The sequence below is a fragment of the Bacillus hominis genome (assembly GCF_018332515.1).
Lineage (GTDB): Bacteria > Bacillota > Bacilli > Bacillales > Bacillaceae_G > Bacillus_A > Bacillus_A hominis.
The window spans coordinates 1-9,252 of record NZ_BOQD01000139.1; the positions used below are offsets into that span (position 1 = coordinate 1).

Consider the following 9,252-nt stretch of genomic DNA (forward strand, 5'->3'; position numbering starts at 1 on the left):
TATAATCGATATATACAGAATTATTTCACAATACGAAAACGGGGTGAAGTTATGGGTTGGTTTACTAAAAAGTTGGATAAGTTTAAGAGAGGTATTCAGACTGACAATGATACTTTAGGGGTAATTATACATTTCACACCTATTGCTATATATTTATACACCTGTGATGAGTATATAGAAACATTTGACGGTGCGCTCACTTTTGAGACTGAGAACGGAAATCAAGTAGAAATCGGGGGTACTTTCATTTCTCTTGAAGTTGATGCGAATTTTCGCATGGACGATATAATATTTGATTACAAACTAAAGGAAAGCAATCTACCTATTGTTGAATTAAAAGCCTATGCATGAGGTAAATTAGTAGCCTTTAGTGATGGATTAGTCACGGCACAACTCGGTGCTCCTAATATGAGAATACCAATCCAATATGCAAATCAATTATTAATAAAAAAGAGCTAAAACAGTATAATCTGTTTTAGCTCTTTTTTACGTATTCAACTTAACAAATCTATAACTATGCGTAACTAACACTTTTAATATCGCATATCCTGGAATTGCTAAAATAATCCCCATAATTCCAAATAAATTTCCGGCAGTTAAAATAATAAAAATGATAGTAATTGGATGAATGTCTAACTTTTTTCCCATTACTTGTGGTGAAATAAATTTCCCCTCTGCTAATTGTACAACCATCATGACAATAATGACTTTTAAAATCATTGCTGGTGAGTCAATAAATGCAATAATTAACGCTGGTGTTATCGCAATAATAGGGCCTACATATGGAACAATGTTTACAATCATCGCCAAAATAGCAAGTAATACGGCGTATTTAATGCCGATTATTAGATAACCAATGAATAGCATAATCCCGATAAATAAACTAACGATAATTTGCCCTCTAATATACGAACTAATCGCATAATGCATATCATCTAGTATTCTCTTCGCAGCTGGTTGTCTTTGCTCAGATATAAACTTTAAAAAATGATTCGGTAATTGCTCACCATCTTTTAAAAGATAGAACAATATAAACGGAACCATTACAAATGTTAAAACAACTTCAGTAAGTGTACTTAAAAATCCAGTTACATTTCCTGTTACTGATGATAATGATTTTGTAAAGTTCATTGTAGAATCTTTTACGATATTAGCAACATCAATATTTAAACTATCCTGCATTCTACCAATTACATTACTTTCTCCAAATTTACGTGCTGCCCTTTCGATTTCATGCCCGAAATATGGCAAGTTATCTATTAAAGCATTTACTTGATCTTTAATAATCGGAATAACCGTCACCGCAAGAAAAATAAATAATCCAAGAACAAGTATATATATCGAGGCGATTGACACAATTCTCGACACACCTTTTCTCTCTAAAAGAGAAACGAATGGATGCAATATATAAAATAATACTCCCGCTAATAAAACTGGGAAAAAGATTGTTTTTAAAAAGACGACGAACGGTGTAAAGACGAATGATATTTTTGTAAGTAATAATATATTTACAAATAGCAACGCGAATCCAAGTAGTACAGCTAAATAATTTTGTTCTTTAAAAAACTTTTTCAACTTATCTCTTTTTCTTATATTTACTTTCTCCAAGTGTACCACCTCTCTAATAAGGAAAAGCCCTAAAAAGGGCTTTATGAAATAATTAGTAATAACCTTTTATTTTCTTGCAGCTTTTACTACAAATGATACAATAAAAATTAACACAATTGCTCCTAATAATGCTGGTACGACATGAATCCCACCAAATGATGGCCCGAAAGATCCAAATAATCTACTACCTAACGAAGCACCTAATAAACCCGCGATAATATTTCCGAACATGCCACCTGGAAAATTTTTACCCGTTATAGAACTAGCAATTGCACCTATAATAGCACCAACTATTAATGTGATAATCCATCCCATTTTTAGTCCCCATTTCTATTATGGTTTGTATGATTCAATACAAAAATATGTATTCATCAACGCTAACCATATTTCACTATAGAAATATACTTACTACTAATATATGTATGGAGATACATATATTATATGCAAAACAGAAAAACATTGTCAAACTTATCCACCAATAAATTATATTGATATAGAACATTTAAAGGAGGATTCATTATTTATGATTCACAAATTACTTTCCAATTCTTATGAAGTAGCAACATCTATTTTACAAGTCCAAATACCCGCTTATACAATTGAAGCCGACTATATAAACAGTACCGCAATCCCCCGTTTATATGATACTGTAAACGATATTCAAAATTGCGGTGAAACATTCTATGGATATTTTTCTAAAAATAAACTTGTCGGCTTTATTTCTTTTATAGAAGAAGAAGTAATTGACATTCACCGACTAGTTGTATCGCCTGATTTTTTCAAACAAGGAATCGCAACGAAACTGTTACTTTATATATTTAACATGTTCCCTTCTTCCATGACATACATTGTACAAACAGGGAGAGCAAATACGCCTGCTATCACATTATATAAAAAACACGGCTTCATTGAAGTAACAGATACAGCACTCCCTGAGGGTATAGTTCTTACACAACTAAAAAGACAGAAAATATGAAATAGTTTGACCAAAATGTTTTTTTATGTTATTTTTTACTTTATAAAACCTTTTGCTGAGTCCAAATTTTGGAGCGGGGGAACCATTTATGTAGCTTTTTGCTACTTGGGGCGAATCTTTTTTAAGTAGGGAAACTCTCACTTCCCGAGTCCGACAGCTAACCTCGTAAGCGTAATGGGAGAGGAAGGTGCTTTTTGCCTATGTTACACAGTATGCCTCCTTAATTATAAATATGGGAACGATACCAATTAAAACCTATATTTATAGAAAAGGAGAGATGTATAATGTTACGTTTATCAGATCACGCAATAAAAATGATGGAGCAAAGACTTCGACTAGAACAACATCGCACATATCAAGCAAATAAAGTTGTAGATAACTTACATCACAAATACTTCTTTCAGCATATTTTCCAGCCAAAAAGATAAGTACTGACCTTTAACAAAATACAGCGTACACTTTTTCGGTGTACGCTGTATTTTTCATTTTCTCGCCTTAATAATAAAAGTAGTCGGCACCATTCTAGCCTTATATAAAGAATAGTACTTCGTAGACGGCTCTGCTACTTCTCCATCAAATATACAAGATGGTTCAGGCTCTTCTATTCTCTCAATTGTAAATCCAGCTCTATTTAACTCATTTATATATGTACTCATTTTTCTCTTATATAATGTCGCTTGTACTTCTTCCCCTTTAAATGTTTCAAACGTAATAGGAGTTTCCTCATGATATGAAGAGCATAAAACAATTTCTTCTGTTCCATACTGCAAATTCGAATACACCGGATGCTCCCAGCTAAAAATAAAGCTTCCTCCTGGTTTTACATATGAATATATAAGTTCCAATGTTTTTCTTAAATTAGAAGTCCATCCTAATGCATAGATGGAATATACAATATCAAAATGTTCTTCTGGAATATTTAGCTCCTCTTCCATCGCACCACATATTAATTTTGGCTTCCAATCTTTTAACGTTTCATTTGCCGTTTCAATTTGTGTCTCCGAAAGATCTAGCCCCCACAACTCTTTCGCACCACACTCCGCCATATATTCCAAAGAATGTCCACTGCCACATCCGATATCTAGAACAGTTGTATTCTCAATTAAATCAAATAAATGAATTTCATCTTCTGATGCTGTATACGGTCCATATTTAGGTAGACAATCTACTTGAAAAAAATGAGGTGCTACTACGTCCCAACACCTTTTATTCACTTGTAACATTTTTGTTTGTTCCATACTTTGTATCCCCCTTCTTTCTCTTCCACCAGTACTTTTTATACGTGATGGCCTCATTTTCCTTTCAGATTAATGATATTCGCTAACAAAAAAAGAGTAGCTTCTCAGCTACTCCCTTTTCCTTACGATGCATGATGATCTTTCTTTTTCAACAACGCTCTCTTCTTCATCGCCTTCGTTAAATATCCACCTTTAAATGAACGGATTTCATACGAAGACATAAACGCTTTCGGTGCAATTTCATTAATAATTTCTAACAGTTCTTTCTCTCTAGAGCGCTTTGCGACGATATCTAAACGATAACGAATAGAATTAATTCCTTCACCTTCAAATACTGTAACGCCAAATCCAGAGTGGCGTAATTCATCTACTAATTCATTACAACGGTCTAGTAAACTAACTTGATACGTAATATATCCAATTGCTAATTTATTCTCTATATAACCGCCTAATAATAGTCCCGCACTAAAGCCAATGACGTAGGCGACAATGTTCATCCAATTTGATAAATCTTGAAACACAATACCTAAACTGACAATGTAAATAGCACCTTCTAACAATCCTACACCAGCAGCGGATCTTGTTTGATTCTTTACAAGCAAAATCGTACGGATTGTTAAAACTGGAACATAAATAATTTGAAGCACAAAAATAAGTAACGCTTGTAACATTGGTATCCACCTCTTTCAAAAAGTCTTTTGTCATAATAACATACATAAGCTCTAGAAATCGATGGGTTTTTTAATTTTTTAAAATTATTTTTCATACTATTGAAAATCCAAAAAAAGAAGCGTATTATATTTGTCGGTAATTCGATTACCATCATTGAATCGCTCATATTAACTATTATTTATTTTCAAGCTCAAAAAAAAGGAACCTACTTCGGTTCCTTTCATTATAACTCTATTTTTTGAGAAGCAATTTCCTTTTGCTTCTCTTCTTCTTTTACTAACTGCATATTTGCATAAGCTAAATTCGCAATCATTAAAAAGTGACCACCTAAAATCCCAGTACCAAATGCCCACATTTCCATTTCATGCTCAATTTCATACATAATGATAGCTCCTAAAATTGCAGCTGCAAATCTGTTTAAAACCCCTAATCCAGGGGCCTTTTCTTTCATTACGATACTTCTTCCTAGTTTCTCCACTCTGCGAGCTAATAACCAAAGACAGTATGCACTTACAGCTAATCCAATACCAAACCCTGTCACTTGTTTTCCAAACGGAGTAATCGTCCACATAAGTAGTAAACCACTAAAGATCGCATACAATTGTAATCGATATACACGTAAGGCTACTTGAATCAAAATATCCGCTCCTAATCTCGTATTTTTTTATACTTTAGAAGAAAAGCAGCAACTTAAACAGTTGCTGCTTTCTCTTGTTCTTGTTCATGATCCATTTTTTGAATTTCAACACGTTTAATTTGATAAGCATCTTTTTCTAACACTTTAAATCCATAGCCTTCTGCTTCAACGTATTGTCCTTCTTCAATTTCATGATTTTGCATCATAATCCATCCACCAATTGTATCCACATCGTCTTCTTCAATGTGTAATCCAAACAAATCTTTTACTTCTGAGATAAGCACTTTTCCATCAACAATTTTATGGTACTCGTTCACATGTTGAATTGGTGGTGCTTCATCTTCATCATATTCATCACGAATTTCGCCGACGATTTCCTCCAATATATCTTCAAGCGTTACAATTCCAGCTGTTCCTCCGTACTCATCATATAAAACAGCCATTGGAATTCGCTTCTTCTGCATTTGCAGCAATAAATCATGAATTGGAGTTGTTTCCATCACTTCAATAATCGGACGCATATACGTGCGAATCGATGATAAATCTTCTTGATCGTTGTTCATATATCGAATAAAGAAATCTTTTACGTTGACCATACCGATAATATCGTCTTTATCTTCTCCAAAAATCGGATAACGTGTGTATCGCTCATTTTGGATTACTTTCATGTGTTCTTCTACTGAATCTTCAAGGTAGAAACCAACGATTTCTGTTCGCGGTACCATAATTTCTTTCGCAATACGATTATCAAATTCAAAGATATTATTTACATACTTATACTCAGCTTGATTAATTTCGCCACTTTCATAGCTATCTGAAAGAATAAGGCGTAATTCTTCTTCTGTATGAGCTACTTCATGTTCAGAAGCTGGTTTCAAACCGAATAAACCAGTTATAACACGCGCTGAACCGTTCAATACCCAAATAAATGGATACATGATTTTATAGAACATCATTAACGGCGTTGCCAATAACAACGTTACTTTTTCAGCCTTTTGAATTGCCAGCGTTTTCGGAGCTAATTCCCCTACTACAACGTGTAAATATGTCATTAGCATAAAAGCAAGACCAAAAGTTAATACTGATGAGATAGAAGGATTTATGTTCCATTTCTCAAATAACGGGTGTAATAACTTTTCGATTGTCGGTTCACCTAACCAACCTAATCCCATAGCTGTAACTGTAATACCTAATTGACAAGCAGATAAATATTCATCTAAATTTGTTGTTACCTTTTTCGCTGCTAACGCACCGCGTTTCCCTTCCGCAACAAGCTGATCAATGCGACTTGAACGTATTTTTACAATCGCAAACTCTGCTGCTACGAAAAATCCAGTAAATGCGATTAAAATCGCAACCATGACTAAATTAAATATTTCCAATGAATCCCCTTAGTTAAAAAACTAAGGTGTCCACCTCCTGTATACTATAATGTTTTCTTATTTGTTCGTTAGAAAACATAGCCCGATACAAAAATTAAAGAGGTCGGATTTCACTTATTCTATAATAATAGAGCAAGTGTCTGTATTAAAGCTGTCGTTTGACCTGATAAAGATTTCGATATTTTTTCACGTTGTGAATCAGTCAATTCATCTAAAAGAGGCTTTAACTCCGTTAGCTCTGCTTCTAATCTATGAATATGGTCTGTCACTTCATTCACTTGTTTCGAAACGTGTTCATTGATACCGAGCAGCTTTTTCTTCTCCTCGATTCTCTCTTTAATCTCACAAAGCGGCATATGCATTTCTTTGCACTTCTCAATAAATTGTAATGTCTCAAATGCTGTTTCGTCGTAATAGCGATAATTAGATTGAGATCGCTCCGCTTTTAAGATTCCTAGATTCGTATAATAATCAATCGTTCGTTTCGACACGTGAGCCATGAGAGCCAACTGTCCGATTCGATACACCTTCCCAACGATCTTCCCCCCTTGTTTATATTACTATTATCATACAATACATAAACTGTACAGTCAAACGTGACGGTTTATTATTCATATTTTATACACAATTCCGTAACGCTATGCAATAATCAGAAAATTAAGTTATAATATCATTATAAAAGAAGAAAGGAGGCTACGCTCATGTACTACAACACTTCATTCGAAAACGATCAACCTGTAGTCCGTCTATAAACTAAGACGGGCATTCATATAGCACATACACTTTGCCTCGTCTTAGGGAACTCATAATACCCTAAAAATAGACGGAGGTACTTTACATGAAACAATCAATTTTAGGAGCTATATGCTTATCATTAGCAGCAAGTATATGGGGCGGTATGTATGTTGTTAGCAAATATGTACTCGATTTTATCCCGCCACTTACGCTCGTTTGGCTACGCTTTATTATCGCTTTTGTTGTTTTGTATGTGATTTTGAAAACAACTGAAAAAAAGCAAAAGAAAAAAGTAACCATTCGCAAAAAGGATTGGCTATTATTCGCTTGGATTGGATTCATCGGGTATTTCATTTCGATCACATGCCAATTTATCGGAACAAAACTATCCGATGCTCATACAGGTTCCTTAGTGACATCAGCTACACCTGCATTTATGGTTATATTTGCAGCGCTCATTTTGAAAGAAAAACTAACTGCTCGTAGACTTTTATCAACTATCATAGCGACAATCGGTGTCATTATCGTTATCGGATGGGATATTGAAATCGGCTCCTATTTTATCGGTACAATCATTTTAGTTGGAGCCGCTATTACGTGGGCTTTACTGTCCATTTATGTGAAGATTGCTTCAGCCCGATTTTCATCACTAGTTATTACAACGTATGCAATATTCTTTTCACTCTTTTTCATCACACCGTGCATGGTATGGGAATTCCAATCAAGTCCTATTGAACATATAAACATGTACGTATTATTAGGCGTACTCTATTTAGGAATCGTCTCAACAGCAGGTGCATTTTTTCTTTGGAATAAAGGATTAGAGTTAGTGGATGCAAGCATCGGCTCATTGTTTTTCTTTTTCCAACCTATCGTTGGATCATTACTTGGTTGGTTTCTCTTAAATGAGACATTAAATAGTAACTTTTTCATTGGTGGTATCCTTATTATATGCAGTGTTATAATTACTACTTTTGAAAAGAAATGAAAAACAGGCAGAGATTAAGAATCTCTGCCTGTTCGCATAATATCACTCCATACTCCTTACGCACTCCAATGCGCGGGACGGGATAACAATTCCGGCAATTTCGTCTGCTTATCCCCTTTCGCCGCATTAATTTGAACTTGCGTAAGAAAAATACAATTTGTAAAATCTGCTCCGCGAATATCTGCATCTCGCAAATCTGCTCCGATTAGATCTGCTCCTCGTAAGTCTGCACCATTTAGGTTAGCCGCAATTAAATAAGCTCCTCTTAAATTTGCGCCTTGTAAATTTTTCTTTTTAAGATTCGCTCCCATAAGGTCTGCACCGCGGTGACTAATTCGTTTCTTACGGGCAGTATTCATTTCCTTCCAAACTAGCTCACTCGTTTCTAAAAGTAAAATATTCACTTCTGCACGGTGTAATGGAATATTTACTTTCATTAACTCATCTGGATTTAAATTCGAAAGTCGCTCTGTCTCCTCAATTGCGGTCTTCAGCTCTTTATGAATTGGCTGTGTTGCCTTTAAAAGAAGCGCCTCATTCAAATACCAAAGCATTTCATGAAGCTGATGCATAACTGGAAAAGCATCATACATTTTTCTCGCATGCTTAGCATCTTTCCGCCAATCAATCCCTTTAAACGTAACTTGAGAAATCTTTTGTCCAGCACCAAAACACTCAAATACTGTACAACCCTTATAACCATTTCCTCTAAGATTTTTATGTATACTACATTTAAAATCTGATTGTAAGTTGGAACACGGTTTACCACCATCTTTATTCACCGCAAAATCTACCGATGCTGCGAACGGTAACGCCACACAACATAGACCGAAGCATTTTTCGCAATTTGCTTTTAAATAATCGTTATGAATAGTCAAAATCTATACCCCCTGTTGTCTTTTGACTATTTCATAATATTCTAACTGTATTAAATAATCAATTTAAAAATAAACCAGCATCTTTCATTTCAATTCATAACTTTATTATTCGATTTCCTTTCAATTGAAAAGGACTAT

12 protein-coding genes and 1 riboswitch are annotated in these 9,252 nt (G+C 34.5%); of the genes, 4 read left to right on the forward strand and 8 right to left on the reverse strand.

The genetic code is table 11. The annotated features are described in order from the left end of the window. Positions 1-51: 51 nt before the first annotated feature. Positions 52-351, forward strand: a complete 300-nt coding sequence (locus KI356_RS14805; RefSeq protein WP_212935788.1) for a hypothetical protein — start codon at positions 52-54, stop codon at positions 349-351. Positions 352-486: 135 nt separating this feature from the next. Here KI356_RS14805 and KI356_RS14810 read toward each other — a convergent pair whose 3' ends face one another. Together KI356_RS14810 and KI356_RS14815 are read right to left on the reverse strand one after the other, a co-directional pair. After that, positions 487-1,608, reverse strand: a complete 1,122-nt coding sequence (locus KI356_RS14810; protein WP_128280623.1) for an AI-2E family transporter — start codon at positions 1,606-1,608, stop codon at positions 487-489. Positions 1,609-1,674: 66 nt separating this feature from the next. Next, positions 1,675-1,923, reverse strand: coding sequence for a GlsB/YeaQ/YmgE family stress response membrane protein (locus KI356_RS14815; protein WP_088097083.1), 249 nt, complete (start codon positions 1,921-1,923; stop codon positions 1,675-1,677). 208 nt (positions 1,924-2,131) lie between these two features. Here KI356_RS14815 and KI356_RS14820 point away from each other — a divergent pair, with 208 nt between their 5' ends. After that, on the forward strand, positions 2,132-2,584 hold the full coding sequence (locus KI356_RS14820; protein ID WP_212935782.1) for a GNAT family N-acetyltransferase: 453 nt from the start codon (positions 2,132-2,134) through the stop codon (positions 2,582-2,584). Between the two features lie 43 nt (positions 2,585-2,627). Continuing rightward, positions 2,628-2,772: riboswitch (cyclic di-AMP (ydaO/yuaA leader) on the forward strand. Between the two features lie 96 nt (positions 2,773-2,868). Next, on the forward strand, positions 2,869-3,012 hold the full coding sequence (locus KI356_RS14825) for a hypothetical protein (RefSeq protein ID WP_000945246.1): 144 nt from the start codon (positions 2,869-2,871) through the stop codon (positions 3,010-3,012). A gap of 54 nt (positions 3,013-3,066) precedes the next feature. Here the strand turns inward: KI356_RS14825 and KI356_RS14830 are convergent, their stop codons facing one another. The 5 genes from KI356_RS14830 to KI356_RS14850 form a co-directional block, all read right to left on the reverse strand. Next, positions 3,067-3,822, reverse strand: a complete 756-nt coding sequence (locus KI356_RS14830) for a class I SAM-dependent methyltransferase (RefSeq protein ID WP_212935783.1) — start codon at positions 3,820-3,822, stop codon at positions 3,067-3,069. 122 nt (positions 3,823-3,944) lie between these two features. Next, complete coding sequence (locus KI356_RS14835) at positions 3,945-4,493, reverse strand: DUF2179 domain-containing protein (RefSeq protein WP_212935784.1); 549 nt, start codon at positions 4,491-4,493, stop codon at positions 3,945-3,947. A gap of 224 nt (positions 4,494-4,717) precedes the next feature. Then, a complete protein-coding gene (locus KI356_RS14840; protein ID WP_212935785.1) occupies positions 4,718-5,131 on the reverse strand; it encodes an ATP synthase subunit I in 414 nt (137 codons plus the stop codon). A gap of 53 nt (positions 5,132-5,184) precedes the next feature. Next, positions 5,185-6,513, reverse strand: a complete 1,329-nt coding sequence (locus tag KI356_RS14845) for a hemolysin family protein (protein ID WP_128280628.1) — start codon at positions 6,511-6,513, stop codon at positions 5,185-5,187. A gap of 119 nt (positions 6,514-6,632) precedes the next feature. After that, positions 6,633-7,040, reverse strand: a complete 408-nt coding sequence (locus KI356_RS14850; RefSeq protein ID WP_081338161.1) for a MerR family transcriptional regulator — start codon at positions 7,038-7,040, stop codon at positions 6,633-6,635. A gap of 311 nt (positions 7,041-7,351) precedes the next feature. Between KI356_RS14850 and KI356_RS14855 the strand changes: the two genes are divergently transcribed. Further along, positions 7,352-8,236, forward strand: a complete 885-nt coding sequence (locus KI356_RS14855) for a DMT family transporter (RefSeq protein WP_212935786.1) — start codon at positions 7,352-7,354, stop codon at positions 8,234-8,236. A 56-nt stretch (positions 8,237-8,292) separates the two neighbouring features. Here KI356_RS14855 and KI356_RS14860 read toward each other — a convergent pair whose 3' ends face one another. Further along, positions 8,293-9,114 carry a pentapeptide repeat-containing protein gene (locus KI356_RS14860; RefSeq protein ID WP_212935787.1) on the reverse strand — a complete coding sequence of 274 codons (822 nt, stop codon included), beginning with the start codon at positions 9,112-9,114 and terminating at the stop codon, positions 8,293-8,295. Between the last annotated feature and the right edge of the window lie 138 nt (positions 9,115-9,252).